The sequence below is a fragment of the Streptomyces sp. NPDC053076 genome (genome assembly GCF_044546845.1).
Taxonomy (GTDB): Bacteria; Actinomycetota; Actinomycetes; order Streptomycetales; family Streptomycetaceae; genus Streptomyces.
The window spans coordinates 136,931-156,724 of record NZ_JBITZL010000010.1; the positions used below are offsets into that span (position 1 = coordinate 136,931).

Consider the following 19,794-nt stretch of genomic DNA (forward strand, 5'->3'; position numbering starts at 1 on the left):
CACCCCCGTCGCCCCGTCGCTCCGCCCTCTCCAACGCCCGAGGGCCCCGAGATCGTTCCGTCACGAGGCCCCCAGCGGCGGCGCGGGTTTGCCGCCCGCGTCGAGGTACGCCTGCGGGGGCTTGAGCCGCTGCCCCGGGAAGCCGCCCTTTTCGTACTTCAGCAGCTTCCGCGCCTTCTCCGGGTCGGTCTCGCCCTCGCCGTAGGCCGGACAGAGCGGGGCGATGGGGCAGGCGCCGCAGGCGGGTTTGCGGGCGTGGCAGATCCGCCGGCCGTGCCAGATCACGTGGTGGGACAGGTCGGTCCAGTCGCTCTTCGGGAAGAGCGCGCCGACGGCGGCCTCGATCTTGTCCGGGTCGGTCTCCTCCGTCCACTGCCAGCGCCGGACCAGCCGCTGGAAGTGGGTGTCCACCGTGATCCCCGGCCGCCCGTAGGCGTTGCCGAGGACGACGAACGCTGTCTTGCGGCCCACGCCGGGCAGCTTGACCAGATCCTCCAGCCTGCCGGGCACCTCGCCGCCGAAGTCCTCGGTGAGGGCCTTGGAGAGCCCTATGACCGACCTGGTCTTGGCCCGGAAGAAGCCGCAGGGGCGCAGGATCTCCTCGACCTCCTCCGGGTTGGCGGCGGCGAGGTCCTCGGGGGTGGGGTACTTGGCGAAGAGCGCCGGGGTGGTCTGGTTGACCCGCAGGTCGGTGGTCTGGGCCGACAGCACGGTGGCGACCAGCAGCTGGAAGGGGTTCTCGAAGTCCAGCTCGGGGTGGGCGTACGGGTACACCTCGGCCAGTTCGCGGTTGATGCGGCGGGCGCGGCGGACCAGCGCGGTGGGGGACTCGCCGGCGGGCGACCTGACGGCGATCTTCTTGACGGGCGCGGCCTTCTTGGCGGCACTCTTGACGGGTACGGCCTTCTTCGCGGTGGCCTTCGCGGGTACGGCCTTCTTCGCCGCACTCTTCGCGGGTACGGCCTTCTTCGCGCCCCTGTCCGCAGGCACGGCCCTCTTCGCGCCCCTGTCCGCAGGCACGGCCTTCTTCGCGGCCTTGTCGGCAGGTACGGCCTTGTCGGCAGTCACGGCCTTCTTCGCGGGCGCGGCCCGCTTGGAGCCCTTCTCCGTGACACCGACAGTCGTTTTAGCCGATTTACCCGTTTTACTACTTCCTTCGGGAGCGTGTTCGCCCACAGCGGAATCCCGACGTACAACCACCCGCGCAGCCCCCTTGGCCTGTGCTCTCACCGGCGTTTTGGACACCCGGCCAGCCTAAAGCCCGGTACCGGCATCCGCCCCGGAGCCGGCAGAGCGGCCCCCGATTGGACCCCTGACGCTTACCCCGGGACACGTGTGCGGCATCCTTGTGACAGATCACACTGTTCGGACCGTCCGGCAAAATGGGGAACACGGACCCCTGGCACACGGGGGAGCAAGATCCCCTGAGCAGGTCGACAAGGAGAGAACTCGTGGACGACGTTCTGCGGCGCAACCCGCTCTTCGCGGCACTCGACGACGAGCAGTCCGCGGAACTGCGCGCCTCCATGAGCGAGGTGACGCTCGCACGTGGCGACTCCCTGTTCCACGAGGGCGACCCCGGTGACCGGCTGTACGTCGTCACCGAAGGCAAGGTCAAGCTGCACCGCACCTCCCCCGACGGCCGCGAGAACATGCTCGCCGTCGTCGGCCCCGGCGAGCTGATCGGCGAACTGTCGCTGTTCGACCCGGGCCCGCGTACCGCCACGGCGACCGCGCTGACCGAGGTCAAGCTGCTCGGTCTCGGCCACGGCGACCTCCAGCCCTGGCTGAACGTCCGCCCCGAGGTGGCCACCGCGCTGCTGCGCGCCGTCGCCCGGCGCCTGCGCAAGACCAACGACGCCATGTCCGACCTGGTCTTCTCCGACGTCCCCGGCCGCGTGGCCCGCGCCCTGCTGGACCTCTCGCGCCGCTTCGGCGTGCAGTCCGAGGAAGGCATCCACGTCGTCCACGACCTCACCCAGGAAGAGCTGGCCCAGCTCGTCGGCGCCTCCCGCGAGACCGTGAACAAGGCCCTCGCGGACTTCGCCCAGCGCGGCTGGCTCCGCCTCGAGGCACGCGCCGTGATTCTGCTCGACGTCGAACGGCTGGCCAAGAGGTCCCGCTGACCGTCCCGGGGAGCTGCCGCTGCGATCCAAACGAGCGGCCCTAGATCAGTCCGTGCTCGCTGAGATAGTCCAGCTGGGCGCGGACCGAGAGTTCCGCCGCCGGCCACAGCGAGCGGTCCACATCGGAGTAGACGTGGGCGACGACCTCGGCCGGGGAGCGGTGGCCGTTCTCGACCGCGGTCTCCACCTGGGCGAGCCGGTGGGCGCGGTGGGCGAGGTAGAACTCCACGGCGCCCTGGGCGTCCTCCAGGACCGGCCCGTGGCCCGGCAGGACGGTGTGCACGCCGTCGTCCACCGTCAGCGACCTCAGCCGCCGCAGGGAGTCCAGATAGTCCCCGAGCCGGCCGTCGGGGTGCGCCACGACCGTCGTACCGCGTCCGAGAACGGTGTCGCCGGTCAGCACCGCCCGGTCGGCCGGGAGATGGAAGGACAGCGAGTCCGCGGTGTGCCCGGGGGTCGGTACGACTCTCAGCTCCAGGCCACCGACGGTGATCACGTTCCCCGCGGCCAGGCCCTCGTCACCGAGCCGTAGGGCCGGGTCGAGGGCACGCACGCGCGTGGCGGTCAGCTCGGCGAAGCGCGCGGCGCCTTCGGCGTGGTCGGGGTGACCGTGGGTCAGCAGGGTGAGGGCTATGCGCTTGCCGGCCTTCTCGGCCGTGTCCACGACGTTGCGCAGGTGGTGGTCGTCCAGCGGGCCCGGGTCGATCACCACGGCCAGGTCGGAGTCGGGCTCGGCGACGATCCAGGTGTTGGTGCCGTCCAGAGTCATCGCGGAGGCGTTGGGCGCGAGGACGTTGACCGCCCGTTCGGTGGCCGGACCCGAGAGGACTCCGCCCCTGGGCTGGCCCGGCAGAGCGCTGGCGTCGGTCATGCGGGGCCTCCACCGGTGGTCGTCGGGGCGGTCGGCGCGGTGTGCGCCCGGGCGGTGTGCGCCGGGGCGGTCGGGGCGGTGTGTGCCGGGGCGGTCGGCGGTGTCTCCGGCTCGGCGGCCGCCGCTGCCGCTGTCGTCGCCTGTGCCGGTGTCGCCGCCGCGGTCGCCGCCGCCGTGGTCGCCGTCCCGGAGGTCGGGACGTGCTTGGTGAACTCGTCGTGCCCGGGCCAGGACAGCACGATCTCGCCGTCCTGGAGTCGGGCGCGGGCCAGCACCGGTGTCATGTCGCGCGCGGGCGCGGCGGCCAGCGCCTCGGCGGCGGTGCCGTACGGAAGCAGCTGGCGCAGGGTGGCGACGGTGGGCGGCATCATCAGCAGCTCGCCCTTGTCGTACCCGGCGGCGGCCTCCTCGGGGCGGATCCACACCGTGCGGTCGGCCTCCGTGGAGGCGTTCCGGGTGCGCTGTCCCTCGGGCAGGGCAGCCACGAAGAACCACGTGTCGTAGCGGCGGGCCTCGAACTCCGGGGTGATCCACCGGGTCCAGGCGCCCAGCAGGTCCGAGCGCAGCACCAGGCCGCGCCGGTCCAGGAACTCGGCGAAGGACAGCTCACGCGCGACCAGGGCGGCACGGTCGGCCTCCCAGTCGTCCCCGGTGATGTCGCCGACGACCGAGTCCGGGTCGGGCCCGGCGAGCAGCACACCGGCCTCCTCGTAGGTCTCCCGTACGGCCGCGCAGACGATCGCCTGGGCGCCCGCCTCGTCGACGCCCAGCCGCTCCCCCCACCACGCGCGCGGGGGGCCCGCCCAGCGGATCCGCCGGTCGTCGTCCCGCGGGTCGACACCGCCCCCGGGATACGCGTACGCGCCTCCGGCGAAGGCCATGGAGGCGCGTCTGCGCAGCATGTGGACGACCGGGCCGTCCGGGGTGTCCCTCAGGAGCAGAACCGTGGCCGCGCGCCTGGGTGTCACCGGGGTGAGCGTGCCGTCCGCGAGCGCGCGGATGCGGTCCGGCCACTCCGGGGGGTACCACTGACCGTTCGCCATGGCCGGAGGCTATCCCGTATAGGGCGAATGTTCGAGGGGTGCCCGAGGTCAGCGGGCCGCCGTGGCCTACTGGGCCAGTTCCACCTGGATCTCGACCTCGACGGGCGCGTCCAGCGGCAGCACGGCGACGCCCACCGCACTGCGGGCGTGCACGCCCTTTTCGCCGAGGACCTCGCCGAGCAGTTCACTGGCGCCGTTGACGACCCCGGGCTGACCGGTGAAGTCGGACGCCGAGGCGACGAAACCGACGACCTTCACCACGCTCGCGATGCGGTCCAGGTCACCGACGACGGACTTCACGGCGGCGAGCGCGTTCAGCGCGCAGGTGCGGGCCAGTTCCTTGGCCTCCTCCGGCGTGACCTCGCCGCCCACCTTCCCGGTGACCGGCAGCTTGCCCTCCACCATCGGCAGCTGGCCGGCGGTGTAGACGTACACCCCGGACTGCACGGCCGGCTGGTACGCGGCCAGCGGCGGTACGACCTCCGGCAGGGTCAGGCCCAGTTCGGCCAGCTTGGTCTCGACCGCGCTCACGCCTGCTTCTCCCGCTTCAGGTAGGCCACGAGCTGCTCGGGGTTGTTCGGCCCGGGCACGACCTGGACGAGCTCCCAGCCGTCCTCGCCCCAGGTGTCCAGAATCTGCTTCGTGGCATGGACGAGCAGCGGCACGGTTGCGTATTCCCACTTGGTCATGGGCCGACTGTAGCCGTTGTGGCGGACGGGGCCGGTGGGCCCACCACGACCCCGTTATCCACAGCCTCCCGCGTGGTCGTCGCCCGGAGTGGTTAGTCTCGAAGACGTGAGCAGGCTCCAGGTCGTCAGCGGCAAGGGCGGGACCGGAAAGACGACGGTCGCCGCCGCACTCGCGCTGGCCCTCGCGACCGAGGGGAAGCGGACGCTTCTCGTGGAGGTCGAGGGCCGGCAAGGAATCGCACAACTCTTCGAGACGGAAGCGCTCCCGTACGAGGAGCGCAAGATCGCGGTCGCTCCGGGCGGCGGCGAGGTGTACGCCCTCGCCATCGATCCCGAACTGGCCCTTCTGGACTATCTCCAGATGTTCTACAAGCTCGGCGGCGCGGGCCGGGCCTTGAGGAAACTCGGCGCGATCGACTTCGCCACCACCATCGCACCCGGCCTCAGGGACGTCCTGCTGACCGGCAAGGCGTGCGAGGCCGTGCGCCGCAAGGACCGGTCCGGACGGTTCGCGTACGACTACGTCGTCATGGACGCCCCGCCGACCGGCCGCGTCACCCGCTTCCTGAACGTCAACGACGAGGTGGCGGGCCTTGCGAAGATCGGGCCGATACACAATCAGGCGCAGGCCGTCATGCGGGTGCTGAAGTCGCCGGAGACGGCGGTGCATCTGGTGACGCTGCTGGAGGAGATGCCGGTCCAGGAGACCGCCGACGGCATCGCCGAACTCCGCGCGGCGCGGCTGCCGGTGGGCCGGGTCATCGTGAACATGGTCCGACCCGAGGTGTTGGACGCGGCAGATCTGGAACTCGTACGGACCGTGGAACGTTCCTCGGTGGCACAGGCGCTCTCGGCCGCCGGACTGGGCGGAGCCCGTCGGGGCGGGTACGCCGAGAAGCTGGTGGACCCGCTGCTGGAGCAGGCCGCGGAGTACGCCGAGCGGTACGCGCTGGAGCAGGAGCAGCGCGCGGTCCTCAGCGAGCTGGACCTGCCGCTGCACGAACTGCCGCTGCTCGCCGAGGGCATGGATCTGGCGGGCCTGTACGAACTCGCCACCGAGCTGCGGAAGCAGGGGTTGTCATGAGTCCGGACCGGGCGGAGGCGCGGGAGACCCCCGAGGGGCGCAGGACCGCCGAGGCGCAGGAAGCGCCCCGGCGACTGTCCTCCGCGCGCGTGCTCGACATCGATCCGCTGCTGGACGATCCCAAGACGCGGATCGTGGTGTGCTGCGGCTCGGGCGGGGTCGGCAAGACGACGACCGCGGCGGCCCTCGGGCTCCGGGCGGCCGAGCGGGGCCGCAAGGTGGTCGTCCTGACCATCGACCCGGCCAGGCGGCTGGCCCAGTCGATGGGCATCGACTCCCTCGACAACGTGCCGCGCAAGGTGAAGGGCACCGAGGGCGACGGCGAGCTGCACGCCATGATGCTCGACATGAAGCGCACCTTCGACGAGGTCGTGGAGGCGCACGCGGATCCCCAGCGGGCCGCCGCGATCCTGGCGAACCCCTTCTACAAGTCGCTCTCGGCGGGCTTCGCGGGCACGCAGGAGTACATGGCGATGGAGAAGCTGGGCCAGCTGCGGGCGAGGGACGAGTGGGACCTGATCGTGGTCGACACCCCGCCGTCCCGCTCGGCGCTGGATTTCCTGGACGCGCCCAAACGGCTCGGCTCCTTCCTGGACGGACGGCTCATCCGGCTGCTGACCGCACCGGCGAAGCTCGGCGGTCGCGCCGGGATGGCCTTCCTCAACGTCGGCATGTCGATGATGACCGGCACGATCGGCAAGCTGCTGGGCGGTCAGCTGCTGAAAGACGTACAGACGTTCGTGGCCGCCATGGACACCACCTTCGGTGGGTTCCGTACGCGCGCGGACGCCACCTACAAGCTGCTCCAGGCACCGGGCACCGCCTTCCTGGTGGTGGCGGCCCCGGAGCGGGACGCGCTGCGCGAGGCCGCGTACTTCGTGGAACGGCTGGCCGCGGAAAAGATGCCGCTGGTGGGTCTGGTGCTGAACCGGGTCCACGGCAGCAGCGCCGGCCGGCTGTCCGCCGAGCGGGCGCTCGCCGCCGCGGAAAATCTTGAGGACCCCCGCATTGTCGATCAGGGGGACGGGAAAGCTGGAGTTCGTAACTCTCCCGACACGTACGGCAGTTCACAACCTCCCGCATCCGAGACCGCAACCGAGACGGCACCCGCCGCTCCTGAGGAAGGCTCCCCCGCCGACGCGGAGCGCCCCGTCGACCGGCTCACCGCGGGCCTGCTGAGGCTGCACGCCGAGCGTGTGCAGCTGCTCTCGCGTGAGCAGCGCACACGCGACCGCTTCACCGCCCGCCACCCCGAGGTGGCGGTGGTCGAAGTACCCGCGCTGCCCGGTGACGTCCATGACCTCGTGGGCCTGCGTGACATCGGGGATCGGATGGCGGACGGACGGCAGGAGCGCCCAGAACACCCGGGGCACCCAGAGCACATATAGGCACGCACAACGCGCTGTGTGCGCGCATACCCGGCCCCCTGGGGTAGGCGTGGCGCATCTCGCGCTCACACGGCGCGCTCGGCACTCACCGGCGCGTCTCGGTACTCACGCGGTGCGTCTGGGCCCCCACGGGGCACGTCCACCCACAGAGGCACGTCCTACCCACAGGTCACGTCTCGGCACCCACACGGCGCACGTGCGTTTCACCTGCACGGCACGCACAGCACCACACGGTGGTCACACCCGGCCGCACCCGGCGACCGTACGCGGACACGTACAGGGTGAGGCCAAGCGGACGCGGCGAAGCAGCGGGCCGGAGCGAGGTGCCTCGGGGGTATGCCAGAACGTGCCGGAGGGGAACCCTCAGCTCACGGCCGCGTAGTTCTCGTACACCTCGTCGCTGTCGAGGGGCACGATCCCGGTACCCCGCTCGTACTCCGAGCGGGCGGTTTCCAGCAGTCTGCGCCACGAGGTCACGGTGGGCCGCCGGCGCAGCAGTGCGCGGCGCTCCCGCTCCGTCATGCCTCCCCACACGCCGAACTCGACGCGGTTGTCCAGCGCGTCCGCCAGGCATTCGGTGCGTACCGGGCATCCGGTGCACACCGCCTTGGCCCTGTTCTGCGCTGCTCCCTGAACGAACAGTTCATCCGGATCGGTAGTGCGGCAGGCAGCCTGCGCACTCCAGTCGGTTACCCAGCCCATACCGGCGCCGTCCTCTCCCGAATCGAGGCTCCCCCACGGCGGCAGCGGCATATTCACCGCCGCCAGTTGAGGACGTTACGGAAGGTGGGGACACCGCAACACCCCCTTCGGGCCCAATCTTGAATGGCCCGAACGGACTATGGGTAAGCGGCAGATCACCCGCGGGAGTGAGCTGGCGACATGCGTGATCATCCCGGCAAACCGGGACAGTCGTGGTGCCTCACACCGGGCGTCAGGTGACACACACGGCGGATTCGGGCTCATCACCTTCGGGAAGCGGGGGCACGTTCCCTGGGAATTCCGGGCTACGTCCGAAACGATTCGGGGTCGCCGGACGTATGGATACATGACCACACTGCTGTGACAGTTGAGAGCAGCTTAGGCCAATGCCTGCGCGCGTGTCCGGCGAATGGAAACGTAGGGGTCCTGGTTTGCCGTGCCGTGACGCGGACCAGCACACTCGGGCGAGTTCTCGGTCCGGTACGTCACGATCCGGCACTCGGAACATCCCGAGAAGCGGTCGCTCCCTCGGAACGCTCAACAGTACGGATTAGGCTGCCCCCATGCCAAAGAAGCGCTCGGGCGGTGGTCTGTCGCCCATGCAGCAGGCCGCCAAGTTCCTCGGTGTCAGTGTTCTCGCCGGCGCCGTGATGGCGGGCATCGCGCTGCCCGCGGCCGGCGCGCTGGGCCTCGCGGCCAAGGGCTCGGTCAAGGGTTTCGACGAGATCCCGGCCAACCTGAAGAGTCCCCAGCTGAGCCAGCGCACCACGATCCTGGACAACCAGGGCCACCAGATCGCGACCGTCTACTCCCGCGACCGTACGGTGGTCGACCTCAAGGACATCTCGCCGTACGTGCAGAAGGCGATCGTCGCGATCGAGGACGCGCGCTTCTACAAGCACGGCGCGGTCGACCTCAAGGGCGTGCTGCGCGCCCTGAACAAGAACGCGCAGGAGGGCGGGGTCGCCCAGGGCGCCTCCACGCTCACCCAGCAGCTGGTGAAGAACTACTTCATCGAGGAGGCCGGCGACGACCCGACCAAGGTCGCCGAGGCCACCCAGCAGACCCTGGGCCGCAAGATCCGCGAGCTGAAGTACGCCATCCAGATCGAGGACAAGCTCGGCAAGAAGAAGATCCTCGAGAACTACCTGAACATCACCTTCTTCGGCGAGCAGGCCTACGGCGTCGAGGCGGCCTCCCAGCGCTACTTCTCCAAGCACGCCAAGGACCTGAACCTCCAGGAATCGGCACTGCTGGCCGGCATCGTGCAGTCCCCGAGCCGCTACGACCCCGTCAACGACGAGGCGGAGGCCACCAAGCGGCGCAACATCGTCCTGCAGCGCATGGCGGAGCTCGGCGACATCTCCCAGAAGGAGGCCGACCAGGCGAAGGAGAAGCCGCTCGGCCTGCACACCAGCCGCCCCAAGAACGGCTGCATCACCGCGGTGAAGGGCGCCGGCTTCTTCTGTGACTACGCCCGCCAGGTCGTACTCACCGACCCGGTCTTCGGCAAGTCCAAGGAGGAGCGGGCCAAGCTCTGGAACCAGGGCGGCCTGACGATCCGTACGACGCTCGACCCGCAGGCGCAGGAGTCCGTGCAGGCGTCCATCAAGGACCACGTCTACAAGAGCGACCCCGTGGCGACCGCCGCGACCGTCGTCGAGCCCGGCACCGGGAAGATCCTGGCCATGGGCCAGTCCCGCCCCTACGGCGTCAACACCAACAACGACGAGACGACGATCAACCTGTCCGTGAACCAGGACATGGGCGGCGGCGCCGGCTACCAGCCCGGCTCGACCTTCAAGCCGATCGTCGCCGCGGCGGCCGTCGAGGGCGGCAAGCCCCCGACGCAGAAGTACTCGTCGCCGTACGAGATGCCGTACCCGAGCTCGGTGTCCGCGTGCAACGGCAGGACGTGGCGCAACGACCCGTACCGGCCCGCCAAGCTGAAGAACGAGAACGAATCGGAGCACGGCCCGTACGGCATGTCGGAGGCGACCGCGAAGTCGGTCAACACCTACTACGTCCAGCTGATCAGCGACATCGGCATCTGCCCGGTCATCGACATGGCCAAGAAGATGGGCGTGGCGCGCGCGGACGGCCGCAAGATCGACCAGGCGCCCTCCATCGCGCTCGGCACCCAGGAGATGTCCCCGCTGACGATGGCGAGCGCGTACGCCACCTTCGCCTCGCGCGGCATGTACTGCACGCCGGTCGCCATCGAGTCGGTCACCCAGAAGGTCGGCAGCGAGCAGAAGTCCCTGGAGGTGCCGAAGTCGACCTGCTCACGGGCGATGTCGGAGAAGACCGCCGACACCGTCAGCACGCTCCTCAAGGGCGTGGTCGAGGACGGCACCGGCCAGGAGGCCGGTCTCGGCAGCCGTCCGAGCGCGGGCAAGACGGGTACCACGGACGAGCGCTACGCGGCCTGGTTCGTCGGCTACACCCCGAACATGGCGGGCGCGGTCTGGGTCGGCGACCCGCAGCACAAGCGCAAGATGACCAGCATCACCATCGGCGGCATCCCGCACGACAAGGTCTACGGCGGTGAGGTTCCGGGACCGATCTGGCGCGACATGATGACCGGCGCGCTGGAGGGCAGGCCCGACCCGAACTTCCACCTGATCGACATCCCCGACGACAACGACGACGACGACGAGGACGACGACCAGGGAAAAGGCGACCGGGGGAATCACGACGGGAACAACGGGGCCCCGACGGGACAGGTGATCGGGGGGCTGATCGGCGGTCTGACGGACGGGGGAACGGCCAACGGCGGAGCCACGGGTGACACGGCCACCGGCGGCAACGGCGGCGCGTTCCCGAAGCCGACCTTCTCCCTCCCCGGGAACCTCGTCCAGGGTCAGGGGAACGGCGGTAACGGCAACGGGGGCCGCCGACACTAGCGCCCTCGCGGTACGACAGCGGGGCCGCACCTCCGAGAGGGGTGCGGCCCCGTGGTCGTAGAGACGGCCCTGGGACACGCCGGCACGGCTGGCCGCATACGGCCTGCATACGGTCGTGGACACAGGTGTAGAGAAGGCCGTTGATGCAGCTGTGGCGACAGCTGGGGGTTCAGCCGCCGAGACGGCCGTGAAACGGGCCCTGCCGATGGCCGTGAGGTGGCTCTGAAGACGGCCGTGGAGACTGTGAAGGCCAGGCAGTCGCTCAGCCCTGGAGCAGCTTCTTCACCGCCGCGGCGACCCGACCGCCCTCGGCCTGACCGGCCACCTTCGGGTTCACGATCTTCATGACGGCGCCCATGGCCCGCGGCCCCTCGGCGCCGGCCGCCTTCGCCTCCTCCACGGCCTGGGTGACGATCGCGTTCAGCTCCTCGTCGGACAGCTGCTTGGGCAGGTACTCGGCGAGCACCTCGCCCTCCGCCTTCTCCCGCTCGGCCTGCTCGGCACGACCACCCTGCGCGAAGGCGTCGGCCGCCTCACGGCGCTTCTTCGCCTCGCGGGTGATCACCTTGAGGACCTCGTCGTCGGACAGCTCCCGCTTCTCCTTGCCCGCGACCTCCTCCTTGGTGATCGCGGCGAGCGTCAGCCGGAGCGTCGAGGAGCGCAGCTCGTCCCGCTCCTTGATCGCGGCGTTGAGGTCGGCGTGCAGCTTCGACTTGAGCGTGGTGGTCATGGCCCCGATTGTCGCAGGTGTACGTGCGGCTACGCCCGCGGATTAACCGGCCGGCGGTCTCACCCCGGTCAACCGGTCTGACACGATGGACACATGCGCGCGCGATACGGAATTCCCCTGGGGATCGTGGCGGCCGGCGCCGCCGGCCTGGTGTATGCGGCGGGCTTCGAGGCCCGCTCCTTCCGCCTCCGACGGGTCACCGTGCCCGTCCTGCCCCCGGGCATGGGCCCGCTGCGTGTACTCCAGGTCTCCGACATCCACATGGTGGGCGGCCAGCGCAAGAAGCAGCGCTGGCTGCAGTCGCTGGCAGGACTGCGCCCCGACTTCGTGATCAACACGGGGGACAACCTGTCGGACCCCGAGGGCGTCCCCGAGGTGCTGGACGCCCTGGGCCCGCTGATGGAGTTCCCGGGCGCGTACGTCTTCGGCTCCAACGACTACTACGGCCCCAAGCTGCGCAACCCCGCCCGTTACCTGCTGGAGAAGACGAGCGGACGCCATGGCCTGAACGGCAACTCCCCGGCGGTGGGCGTGATCCACAACCCGTGGGAGGACCTGCGGGACGGCTTCGACGCGGCGGGCTGGCTGAACCTGACCAACACGCGGGGAGTCCTCAAGATCGAGGGCGTCTCCGTCGAGCTGACGGGCCTGGACGATCCGCACATCAAGCGCGACCGCTACGCCCAGGTGGCGGGTGGCCCCTCGGGCACGTACGACTTCTCCATGGGCGTGGTCCACGCCCCCTACCTGCGCGTTCTCGACTCCTTCACGGCGGACGACTACCCCCTGATCCTGGCCGGCCACACGCACGGCGGCCAGCTGTGCATCCCCTTCTACGGCGCCCTGGTCACCAACTGCGACCTGGACACGGACCGCGTGAAGGGCCTGTCCACGCACATGGCGGAGGGCCGTACGTCCTACCTGCACGTCTCGGCGGGCTGCGGCACCAACCGCTACACCCCGGTCCGCTTCGCGTGTCCTCCGGAGGCGACGCTGCTGACGCTGGTGGGCAGGGAATAGGAAGGCCCGGCCCGGGCCGCCAGGAAGCTGGCGGCCGAGGGGAAGGCCAGGAAGCGGGAGGGCGAGGGCGAAGCCAAGGGGTAGGACGGCGCCCGGGGGTCAAGGAGTAGGACGGCGACCGGGAGCCAAGGGGACCAGGAACGCGAGGGGTCGAGGAGAGCAGGAAGCCGAGGGGGGTCGCGGAGAGCAGGAAGCCGAGGGGGCAGGGCCGGGAAGTCAGGGGCTGACGGGGAAGGTACGGCCGTCACCTCACCCACCTGGCCCAGCCCACATGGCCCCGCCCTCCCCCCACTCCTAGCGTGAAGGGCATGACCGCCCCGATACCCCGGGACATCCCGGACCTGCCCGCGGTCCCGGGCCCACCCATACTGCTGCCCGCGCCGGTCCCGGCCTCGGCCGTGGTCGCCCCGGTCCGCCGCCCCGCGATCGCGATGTTCCGCCTCATGACCGCCCTGGCAGCGGCCGGCGGCGTCGCGCTGGAACTCCTGCTGGGCACCCCGACCCGCATCCTGAGCTACTTCAGTGTCCAGGCCAACATCCTGCTCACCGTGGTCATGCTCCTGTCGGCGGCGAGGGCCTGGCGGGCCCGACGCCCGCTCCCGTCCGCCGTGACAGGCGCCGTCCTCCTCTACGCCGTGGTCGGGGCGCTGGCCTACCACCTGCTCCTGGCCCACACGACGCCCCCGTTCTCCATGACCGGCGCGACGGCGGCCCCGGCCCGCTGGCACGCCCAGTGGACAGCGCTCCAGGTCCTGCACGTGCTGGTCCCGACGGCGGCGGTACTGGACTGGCTCCTCCTCACTCCAGCGGGGCGCCTGCACCTCCGGCAGACCGCGGCCTGGCTCCTCTATCCCCTGGCCTACCTGGCCTTCACCTTCATCCGGGCGGCCTTCCTGCCACCCTCGGATCCGTCCCGCTACCTCTATCCGTTCCTGGACGTGACGACCCACGGCTACCGCAGCACGCTGGCGAACGCCCTCCTGCTGGGCCTCGGGATGTACGCCCTGTCCGTACTCCTGGTGGCCCTCGACCACAGCCGCCCCACCCCGATCCGCCACCGCGTCTAAACCGGATTTCGTCTACAGCCCCCGGTGGGCTAAAGTAAACGTCGTCGCCGCGACAAGCAGTGACATCGGGGTGTAGCGCAGCTTGGCAGCGCGCTTCGTTCGGGACGAAGAGGTCGTGGGTTCAAATCCCGCCACCCCGACGCTGATCAGAGGGCCATTCGCATGATCGCGAATGGCCCTCTGTCATGCTCGGGGGGCCAAACAGGGGGCCAAACGAATTTGATCAGGCCACCGCGTCGCCCTCTTCCTCGCCCTCCGTGTCCTCCCCTTTCTGATCTTCGGCGAAGATGTCATCCATCGCTTCTGCACCCTGTGTGATCACGGGTCGGAGCTGCTTGCGGTAGACCGCCTCTGTGGTCGCCTGACTGCTGTGACCGACCAAGAGCGCGATCCGTTCCAGGGGGATGCCGTGATCGGAGAGCAGGGACACGAAGCTGTGCCGGAGCTCCCTCGGGGTCCACTCAGGCTTCAGTCCGGCTTTCTTCACGATGGCCTTGAAGTCGCGCCGGACGTTGGCCGCATCGAGCGGCTCGCCGCTCCGGGTGGTGAAGACGCGGCCGGTCGGGCTCCACTCCATCCCTCTCGATGCCCGCTCCTGCTTCTGCCATCGCATGTGCTCTTCGAGGACGTCGACCACCTGTTTCGGCAGTGCGATGGTCCGGCGGCTCTTCCTGGTCTTGGTCTCACCGTGCTTGCGCACCGAACGCCACACCGCGACGTGAGGCGGGATGCCGTCCGTCGTCTCCAGGAAGACGTGATCCCAGGTGAGGGGCCGCGCCTCTTCCGTGCGCACACCGCTGAGGAGCGAGAGCACGAGGTAGGCGTACAGCCGTGACGGACGCGCGGCGGTGAGCACGGCTTTCGCCTGCTCCAAGTTCAGTGCCTTGCTCGGACGACCGGGGCGCCCCTCCGGTGCGGTGACGAGTAGGGCGACGTTCCGTGCGGCCTTGTCCCTGCGCTGAGCGTGCGCGATGGAACGGCGCAGGATGGCGAGCAGGTCGCGCAGACTTCGCGTCGCAAGGAATTCAGCCCTGTCGTCCAACCAGTCGTCCACGTCGTCCGCGCTGAGTTCCTTCAGCTTGGCCTTGCCGATGAACGGGATCAGGTGCTTGTTCGCCATCGAGCGGTTCTTGCCGATGGTGCCCTTCTCGTCGCGCCCCTTCAGCCCACGTTCCAACCAGTCGTTCACCGCGTCGGCCACGGTGTAGTTGGCGGGCGCCTTGACGCCCGTCTGCATCTCCTTCTTCAAGTCGCGGATCTTGTTGCGGACTTCCGTCTTCGTCTTGCCGTAGACCTTCGGCCGGCGGCGCTTGCCGTTCGGGGCGTAGCCCAGGGAGACGGCACCGACGTAGCTCTTCTTGGCGGGGTCCCAATAGATCGTGTCCGCGCCGTGGCCAGCCCTTTGGGCACGCTTCGGGGTCTCGGTCATGTTCTGTTGTGCCTCCAATAGGACAGGACCGCGCCCCGAAGGACGCGGCCCTGTGGAACTGGGGTGTTGAGGGTTCAGGCGGCGGCCTCTGCCTCGCGCTTCAGGAGTTCGACGTACCGCGCGATGTACTCCAGCGGCACGAGTCGGCGACGGCCGATGCGGACGGTCTGAAGACGTCCGAGGCGGATCTCCTCATAGATCAGCGATCGGCCGATACCGAGCGTGGCCGCTGCTTCTTCCGGCCGATACAGCAGCCGCTCGGCGGGAGCGGCGAGCGTGACGCTCATTCCGGAATGCCTCCTAGGCAGGAAGGTCTTAGATGCTTCTCGTGGGCCCGTGTGTGTCCGAGGCACGGATTTCTGCGTCATCGCGTCACACACGTCATTTGCGGTTCTGACCTGGGGTTATGCGGTGACGCGGGCAGCTCGGGGCGTGTCACAGGGCGGGGCGGGGTTCCGTCACCCGTGACGCGGGTGACGCGGGATGACGCAGGTCTGGCCGTCTGCGTCACCGCTGTAGCCCCTGGTCAGGGCCCGCTTTCGGGTGGCTGGTGACGTGAGTGACGCAGCGTCTCTCCTCTTAGGGAAAAGAGAAGGGTGGTGTCTGTGGTGGTGCGCGGCGGCTCAGGACGTGAAGAAGGAGCCGCTTCGCGGCGCGTCCTCGGGGCGGCGGCAAGCCGCCGGAACAGCAAGAGGAGCACCGCGGGGGCGGGGGGTGCTCCTCTTGCTTGTTGGGTGTGGCTCCGTGGTAGCGCGGGTCAGAACGCCGCTTCCTGCTCGTGCGGGAGCGTGAGCGGGGTGCTGCGGGTCATTTCGATGTAGCGGGCGGAGCTGGTGCGGCCCCAGTCGATGAGGACGCCGCGTGCGGCGAGGGTTGGCTGTAGCCGCTTGAGCCGGTCGGAGAGGACTTTGCCGGTGGTGGGCCAGCCTTTGGGCAGGGGACGGCACTCTTCGCCGCTGTAGAGGCTGGTGAGGCAGTGCAGCCACTCGGAGGACGTCATGCGGACTTCCGCGCCCGTGTCGAGTCCGGCCGCGTGCCTGAGAACCGTCTGTGCGAGGAGGTCTCCTTCGATGACGTCGTCGTTGAGGTCATCGAGGCTGGCTCGGTACGCGGCCAGTGAGCGGAAGCCGGTAGCCGCGTCGAGTTGCGCGCACAGGTGGGCGAAGTCGGCCATCCGCAGGTCGGTGGGGGTTTCTGCCTGGGCGGCACGCACCTTCACTGTCAGGTCCAGCAGGGAGCCGAGTACTACCGGCAGGATCTCCGCGTACTCCCTCCACAGCTCTGCCTCGGTCCGCCGCACCCGGGGCCGCACGAGACGCAGCGGGAGGAGCCGTTCGGCGAGGTCGGGCCGGATGACGCCGACGTCAATGCCGGTGAGGAGCATGGGGCGCCGGTAGCGGGAGCGGACGACGTCCCCGTCGGTGAACAGCGCGCGCTTGATGCTCTCGGCGCCGGTCACGATGCAGCACATGAGGTCGGACAGGTCCGGTGGCAGGTGGGAGAGGTTGTCCAGTGCGGTGACCCATCCGGCGGCGACGGCCGTGATCATGTTCTCCTCGTCCTTCGGCGCCCGCCGCAGGTCACCGCTCATCCCCTCGATGATCCGCACCAGCATCCGGCCGCCGGTGGACTTGCCCGCCCCTTGGGGGCCGGTAAGGAACGGCGCGGGCACGGGCACGGACGGTTCCAGGCAGCCGATCAGCCAGGCGATGGCCAGGCACTCGGTCTCGGCGCTGGCGAAGTTGCACAGGCGGAGCAGGAGGTCGATGCCCTTGCCATTGGTGTCCTGGGCGGGCAGGGGGAGTTCGCCGGTGAGCTGGGTGCGCCGCCAGCAGACTTCCTTCGGGTCGGGAGTGAGGATGTCCCAGCCGGTGGGGTGGATGCGGACGGACTTGCCGTCGTCGCGGCCCAGGTCGAGCCAGGTGGCACCGTCGAACCCGGGCGCGACGCGGATGTGGGTGGGCTGTACGTCCTCGGTCAGGGCGAGTGCTTCGATCAAGTCCAACGCCTCCTTGAGTGCCGTCCCGTTGAATACGCCGACCCCGTCCTTGTAGAGGCCGACCATGAGTTCCTGCCGGTGGCTCCCGGTCGTGCCCTGGGAGCGGATGGGCCGGGCGACGGGGTGGCCGTTGCGCTGCGCGTATACGGTCCCGTCGATGGTCCGGAAGTACCGGAACTGCTCTTGTGCGTAGTCGGTGATGATCTGGCGGGCCGGGGTCTTCTCGTCCTCGACCATGACTCACATCCCCAGTGCGGTGCGGGCGTTGGTCCATGCGTCGGCACAGTGCCGAGCGGATTCGCCCTTGGCCTGGGCAGCGCTGAACAGTCGCGCCATGTGGGCCTCGGTGAGGCAGCCGCACCGGCCGTGCGTGGACAGCACCGCAAGGAACGTCCGGTAGACCGTTGCGTGCACCGCGCTCCGGGCCTCCGTGATGCTCTGCTCCGCCATGGCGATACCGCGTTCCAGGTAGACGGGCGTGCGGTGCCGGCAGTCCCCGCCCCCGACCCGCGCGGGCATGCTCACCCCGTGCGGCGTGGACGGGGCCGCGGCGGGTTCCTTCACAGCCATCGCCCGGACGTCGTCCGGAAGGGCGGCGATGGTGCCGGTGCCGGGTCCGAGCCAGCGGGCGTAGGACATGGACGACTTGATGTCGACGCCGGGGCGGACCGCGTTGGACGAGGCCATGGCGCCGCGGTAGATCCAGTGCTCACCTCGCGTCGTCTGCACGGTCCGGGTGGCGGGCAGGGTCTCGCGGGCCCATGTGACGGCCGCGGTGTCGTCCAGGTCCACCACGGTTAGCCCGGCGGCGCCGGGGTGGTAGGCGACGCAGACGGCCCGGCGCCATGCGGCCGTCCATGGCGGGGAGGTGAGGACGGTCGGGTCGGTGGCGGCGGCGGCCCATGCGTGGCAGACGCCGGGGCACTGGCACGGCCCGGCGGTCTTCATGTTCGGCCGGCCACCGCACGCGTTGTTCGTGCACTGGTGGCAGTTGCCGAACGGCGCCTTGCCTGCCCGCAGGGGCAGCACGGGGAGACCGGCGGCGGCCAAGCTAAGTGCCACTCGCCAGAGGGGGGTCGGTTGGGTCATGCTGGAAGACCTCCACAGGTCAGGTGATGGCAGGTGGATGAGGGCGACCCCCTTCCGCCAAGAACGCGGGGTCGCCCTTTTGCCTGGCCTCGGGGAAATGAGAGGCCGGGTGTCAGTGGGGGTGGCTATGGTCGCGCCATGACGACGACCGTTGATCTTGTGCCGGGTGTGATCACGACGCGTGATGCGATCGCGGCGACTTTCGGCTGTGGCACGTTTCAGGGCATCGAACCGGCCGACGATGCGGGCAAGGTGTTCGTGTACTCCGACCCGTCCGCGGGCGAGGAGTACGGCTACACCTTCGACGGCCGTGCGGAGGACGACGAGTACGGGCCGCTGTACCTGTACACCGGTGCCGGCGCCAACGGGCCGCAGAAGCCGTCCGGCCGCAACGGGTCCCTGCTGACCGCGGCTGAGAAGGGCCGGGAGATCCATCTGTTCGTCGCGCACGGCAAGGTTCCCGGCAGCGGGGCTATGCGGCAGCGCTACATCGGTCAGATGGTGGTCGACCCGGTCACGCCGTACGAGGTGCGGCGCGCGCCGGGCAAGGACCGGATTATGCGGGATGTGCTGGTGTTCCGCTTCCGGCCGGCTGAGGGAACGACGCTGGCGTGGACGGAGGCCGATCGTCTGCCGGCGGCGCCCGCGTCGGATGTGGAAATCACCGAGCCTGGCCCCGCCGCGGCGATCGCCGCCCCGGTGACGTTACCTCAGCAGACAGGTGCGAAGGTCAAGAAGACCGAGCAGCACGGCACTGCTGAGACTGTCGCGGACATTCCCGCCGGGCAGCGCAAAGTCCTGCGCCGAGAGGGCGAGTTGGTCACGGCGTTCGTGGCGCATCTGACCGCGGCAGGCCACGAGACCCACAGCTTCCAGATCACCATCAAGGGTGAGCCGGGAGCATTGACCCCGGACCTGTACGACGCCACGGATCACGTGTTGTTCGAGGCGAAGGGCCAGACCACCCGGTCCAACGTGCGGATGGCGATTGGGCAGTTGGCTGACTACCGCCGACATGTCCCCAACCGGGAGGGCCTGCGCATCGCGGTACTGCTGCCCAGCGAGCCCACCGCGGACGTACAGGACCTCCTTGCCGAGGAAGGCGTGAGGCTGGTCTACCAGACCGCGGACGGTTTCGCCGGCTGGCCGCTCGCCTAGCCAGCCTCAGCCGCGGAAGTGACTCCGCTTGATCACAGCCTTGCGGATGTTGACCGTGGTTCCGCCGCCCCGGTGGCCGCTCGCGCTGAACACCTGCACCGCGATCCAACCGCCGAAGATCACGGCGGCGAGGATGATGAGCTGGGTGACCAGCGCGGTGAGCGCAGCAATGAACGTGGTGAGCAGCAGCAGTCCGCCGCACACGGCCAGGAACCCGATGCCTCCGAGGGCGACGTTGACGGCCGCGCGGGAGACGGGGGGTTTGGCCACGACCGGTTCGGGTTGCATGGGGTTGAGGGCGTAGCCGGTGATGACCCGCCCGTCCGGCAGGACGATGGACGCGACCGCCGGAACGTGCCCCGGCTGCACGGGCACGACCGGCACAGCCCGCGCGGGTGCGGGGGTGATCGGAGTGGGGGTGTGGACTTCCAGGGCCGTCGTCTCGTGGCCGGCGGTCCGGCGGTGCGTGGTGGGTTCGGTCACGGCCAGTGGC

The 19,794-nt window shown here is 69.7% G+C and carries 18 protein-coding genes, 1 tRNA gene and 1 pseudogene; 8 read left to right on the forward strand and 12 right to left on the reverse strand.

The genetic code is table 11. The features are described from left to right. Window positions 1-60: 60 nt before the first annotated feature. The gene (gene nth, locus ACIGYR_RS33005; protein WP_399606563.1) at window positions 61-1,068 is read right to left on the reverse strand and encodes an endonuclease III; all 1,008 of its coding nucleotides are present in this window, start codon (window positions 1,066-1,068) and stop codon (window positions 61-63) included. Window positions 1,069-1,451: 383 nt separating this feature from the next. On the opposite strand from nth, the gene ACIGYR_RS33010 reads away from it, so the two are divergent. Next, window positions 1,452-2,126: a Crp/Fnr family transcriptional regulator gene (locus ACIGYR_RS33010; RefSeq protein WP_030422469.1), complete on the forward strand. Its 675-nt coding sequence runs from the start codon at window positions 1,452-1,454 to the stop codon at window positions 2,124-2,126. 40 nt (window positions 2,127-2,166) lie between these two features. Here ACIGYR_RS33010 and ACIGYR_RS33015 read toward each other — a convergent pair whose 3' ends face one another. The 4 genes and pseudogenes from ACIGYR_RS33015 to ACIGYR_RS33030 all read right to left on the reverse strand — a co-directional run bounded on the left by ACIGYR_RS33015 (window position 2,167) and on the right by ACIGYR_RS33030 (window position 4,729). Beyond that, a complete protein-coding gene (locus ACIGYR_RS33015) occupies window positions 2,167-2,997 on the reverse strand; it encodes an MBL fold metallo-hydrolase (RefSeq protein ID WP_391847664.1) in 831 nt (276 codons plus the stop codon). A 167-nt stretch (window positions 2,998-3,164) separates the two neighbouring features. Then, window positions 3,165-4,040 (reverse strand): annotated as a pseudogene (locus tag ACIGYR_RS33020) (NUDIX hydrolase); the annotation flags it as partial. Between the two features lie 66 nt (window positions 4,041-4,106). Continuing rightward, on the reverse strand, window positions 4,107-4,571 hold the full coding sequence (locus tag ACIGYR_RS33025; protein WP_399606559.1) for a RidA family protein: 465 nt from the start codon (window positions 4,569-4,571) through the stop codon (window positions 4,107-4,109). Further along, window positions 4,568-4,729, reverse strand: a complete 162-nt coding sequence (locus ACIGYR_RS33030; RefSeq protein ID WP_003975360.1) for a DUF4177 domain-containing protein — start codon at window positions 4,727-4,729, stop codon at window positions 4,568-4,570. Before ACIGYR_RS33030 ends, ACIGYR_RS33025 begins: the two co-directional genes overlap by 4 nt. A 106-nt stretch (window positions 4,730-4,835) precedes the next feature. Between ACIGYR_RS33030 and ACIGYR_RS33035 the strand changes: the two genes are divergently transcribed. Beyond that, complete coding sequence (locus ACIGYR_RS33035; RefSeq protein WP_399606555.1) at window positions 4,836-5,813, forward strand: ArsA family ATPase; 978 nt, start codon at window positions 4,836-4,838, stop codon at window positions 5,811-5,813. After that, window positions 5,810-7,201, forward strand: a complete 1,392-nt coding sequence (locus ACIGYR_RS33040; RefSeq protein WP_399606553.1) for an ArsA-related P-loop ATPase — start codon at window positions 5,810-5,812, stop codon at window positions 7,199-7,201. The genes ACIGYR_RS33035 and ACIGYR_RS33040 overlap by 4 nt, the downstream gene beginning before the upstream one ends. A 363-nt stretch (window positions 7,202-7,564) precedes the next feature. On the opposite strand, the gene wblA is transcribed toward ACIGYR_RS33040, so the two are convergent. Continuing rightward, window positions 7,565-7,903, reverse strand: coding sequence for a transcriptional regulator WblA (gene wblA, locus ACIGYR_RS33045; protein WP_132856581.1), 339 nt, complete (start codon window positions 7,901-7,903; stop codon window positions 7,565-7,567). Window positions 7,904-8,466: 563 nt separating this feature from the next. Here wblA and ACIGYR_RS33050 point away from each other — a divergent pair. Further along, entirely contained in the window at window positions 8,467-10,809 is a 2,343-nt protein-coding gene (locus tag ACIGYR_RS33050) for a transglycosylase domain-containing protein (protein WP_399606549.1), read from the forward strand. Between the two features lie 262 nt (window positions 10,810-11,071). On the opposite strand, the gene ACIGYR_RS33055 is transcribed toward ACIGYR_RS33050, so the two are convergent. After that, window positions 11,072-11,539, reverse strand: a complete 468-nt coding sequence (locus ACIGYR_RS33055; RefSeq protein ID WP_391847659.1) for a GatB/YqeY domain-containing protein — start codon at window positions 11,537-11,539, stop codon at window positions 11,072-11,074. Window positions 11,540-11,632: 93 nt separating this feature from the next. On the opposite strand from ACIGYR_RS33055, the gene ACIGYR_RS33060 reads away from it, so the two are divergent. From ACIGYR_RS33060 to ACIGYR_RS33070, 3 genes are all read left to right on the forward strand, one after another. Next, a complete protein-coding gene (locus tag ACIGYR_RS33060; RefSeq protein WP_399606546.1) occupies window positions 11,633-12,559 on the forward strand; it encodes a metallophosphoesterase in 927 nt (308 codons plus the stop codon). 308 nt (window positions 12,560-12,867) lie between these two features. Continuing rightward, a complete protein-coding gene (locus ACIGYR_RS33065) occupies window positions 12,868-13,626 on the forward strand; it encodes a Pr6Pr family membrane protein (RefSeq protein ID WP_399606543.1) in 759 nt (252 codons plus the stop codon). Between the two features lie 66 nt (window positions 13,627-13,692). Next, a tRNA-Pro gene (locus ACIGYR_RS33070) sits at window positions 13,693-13,766 on the forward strand. A gap of 83 nt (window positions 13,767-13,849) precedes the next feature. Here ACIGYR_RS33070 and xerC read toward each other — a convergent pair. The 4 genes from xerC to ACIGYR_RS33090 all read right to left on the reverse strand — a co-directional run bounded on the left by xerC (window position 13,850) and on the right by ACIGYR_RS33090 (window position 18,143). After that, window positions 13,850-15,055, reverse strand: a complete 1,206-nt coding sequence (gene xerC / locus ACIGYR_RS33075) for a tyrosine recombinase XerC (RefSeq protein WP_399606540.1) — start codon at window positions 15,053-15,055, stop codon at window positions 13,850-13,852. Window positions 15,056-15,129: 74 nt separating this feature from the next. Then, complete coding sequence (locus ACIGYR_RS33080; protein ID WP_399606537.1) at window positions 15,130-15,342, reverse strand: helix-turn-helix domain-containing protein; 213 nt, start codon at window positions 15,340-15,342, stop codon at window positions 15,130-15,132. 470 nt (window positions 15,343-15,812) lie between these two features. Continuing rightward, window positions 15,813-17,291 (reverse strand): ATP-binding protein, encoded by a 1,479-nt coding sequence (locus tag ACIGYR_RS33085; RefSeq protein WP_399606535.1) that lies wholly within the window; start codon window positions 17,289-17,291, stop codon window positions 15,813-15,815. 3 nt (window positions 17,292-17,294) lie between these two features. After that, window positions 17,295-18,143, reverse strand: coding sequence for a bifunctional DNA primase/polymerase (locus ACIGYR_RS33090; RefSeq protein WP_399606532.1), 849 nt, complete (start codon window positions 18,141-18,143; stop codon window positions 17,295-17,297). A 138-nt stretch (window positions 18,144-18,281) separates the two neighbouring features. Here ACIGYR_RS33090 and ACIGYR_RS33095 point away from each other — a divergent pair, with 138 nt between their 5' ends. Next, window positions 18,282-19,301, forward strand: coding sequence for a hypothetical protein (locus ACIGYR_RS33095; RefSeq protein WP_399606530.1), 1,020 nt, complete (start codon window positions 18,282-18,284; stop codon window positions 19,299-19,301). A gap of 6 nt (window positions 19,302-19,307) precedes the next feature. On the opposite strand, the gene ACIGYR_RS33100 is transcribed toward ACIGYR_RS33095, so the two are convergent. Beyond that, window positions 19,308-19,784: a hypothetical protein gene (locus tag ACIGYR_RS33100; RefSeq protein ID WP_399606529.1), complete on the reverse strand. Its 477-nt coding sequence runs from the start codon at window positions 19,782-19,784 to the stop codon at window positions 19,308-19,310. Window positions 19,785-19,794: the final 10 nt, after the last annotated feature.